Here is a 1,426-nt window from a genome sequence, read left to right on the forward strand (position 1 = left end):
GGCGCACTGTGGGCTCTGGGCGGCGGGGGCGGGCAGCGCCGCGACCGCGACGGGTTGGGCCTGCGGCGCGCGCTGCATGACCGCGATCGTCGCGATCACCGCGACGACCCCGCCGACGGCGACGACGAGCGCGGCGATCAGTGCCGCCCGCGGCGGACCGTCTGGGGTCTGACTGCTCACCCGGTGAACTCTAGGACTGCGCCCCACCGGCGATCGGACAGGTCAGCGTCCGGGTGATCCCCGCCACCTGCTGCACACCGGGAACGACCGTCGCCTTCAGCTCCTCCAGCGAGGATGCGCCGACGCGCACCACGACGTCGTAGGGGCCCGTCACGTACTCCGACGACAGCACCCCGCGCAGACCCGCCAGTTGTCTGGCGATCACTTCGGCGCGGCCGACCTCGGTCTGGATCAGGACGAAAGCCTCGACCACTGGCGAAATCCCTCTCTCTGGCTGCATAGACTCCACGCCGCAGGGCCCCAACGTACCGCAGGTGCGTCGAGCGTTCAGAACGGCGAGAGGATCGGCGATGGCGGACGGAGGCGCCGACGACACACTGTCGGGTTCGGGCGAATTCGCCGTGATCGACCGCCTGGTCGCCGGCCGCCGCCAGCCCGCCTTCGTCACCGTCGGTCCCGGCGACGACGCGGCGGTCGTCGCGGCGCCCGACGGCCGCACCGTGGTGTGCACCGACATGCTGATCCAGGACCGGCATTTCCGGCTGGATTGGTCCACGCCCCACGACGTCGGGCGAAAAGCCGTCGCGCAGAACGCCGCCGACATCGAGGCGATGGGCGGGCGGTCCACGGCGTTCGTGGTCGGCTTCGGCGCGCCCGGTGACACCCGCACCGCGGCCGCGGTGGAACTGGCCGACGGCATGTGGCACGAGGCACAGTCGATCGGCGCGGGCATCGTCGGCGGAGACATGGTCGCGGCCCCCCAGTGGGTGATCTCGGTGGCGGCGCTGGGTGATCTGGAGGGCCGGGATCCGGTGCGCCGCGACGGGGCCAGACCCGGGGACACGGTGGCCGTGATCGGCGACCTCGGCCGTTCGCAGGCCGGATACACCCTGTGGCGCCGCGGAATCGACCGGCACCCGGCCCTTCGCCGGCGTCACCTGGTGCCCGAGCCGCCGTACGGGCAGGGCCGGATCGCGGCCCGCGCCGGGGCCACCGCGATGACCGACGTCTCGGACGGGCTGCTCGCCGACCTCGGCCACATCGCGACCGCGTCGAACGTGAGTATCGACCTGGCCACCGACGGGCTGCGTGCCGACCTCACCGCGCTGGCCGAGGCGGCGGCCGACACCGGCGCCGACGCGCTGCAATGGGTGCTCGGCGGCGGCGAGGATCACGCGCTCGTGGCGACGTTCCCGGCCGGCCCGCCGCCGGGTTGGCGCGTCCTCGGCACGGTCTCGGCGCCGGC

At 73.7% G+C, this 1,426-nt stretch carries 2 protein-coding genes and 1 pseudogene; 1 reads left to right on the forward strand and 2 read right to left on the reverse strand.

Annotation, left to right across the window (positions count from 1 at the left end; genetic code table 11):
• A pseudogene (locus MVA01S_RS29270) lies at positions 1 to 180 on the reverse strand (DUF3515 family protein); the annotation flags it as partial.
• Between the two features lie 10 nt (positions 181 to 190).
• Complete coding sequence (locus tag MVA01S_RS29275) at positions 191 to 433, reverse strand: Lrp/AsnC ligand binding domain-containing protein (protein ID WP_003928667.1); 243 nt, start codon at positions 431 to 433, stop codon at positions 191 to 193.
• 97 nt (positions 434 to 530) lie between these two features.
• Between MVA01S_RS29275 and MVA01S_RS29280 the strand changes: the two genes are divergently transcribed.
• The coding region (locus MVA01S_RS29280; RefSeq protein ID WP_040540172.1) for a thiamine-phosphate kinase at positions 531 to 1,426 on the forward strand (896 nt) is incomplete at its 3' end.

This window comes from Mycolicibacterium vaccae NBRC 14118 = CIP 105934 (genome assembly GCF_001552715.1).
In the GTDB taxonomy this organism is placed as follows: Bacteria; Actinomycetota; Actinomycetes; order Mycobacteriales; family Mycobacteriaceae; genus Mycobacterium; species Mycobacterium vaccae.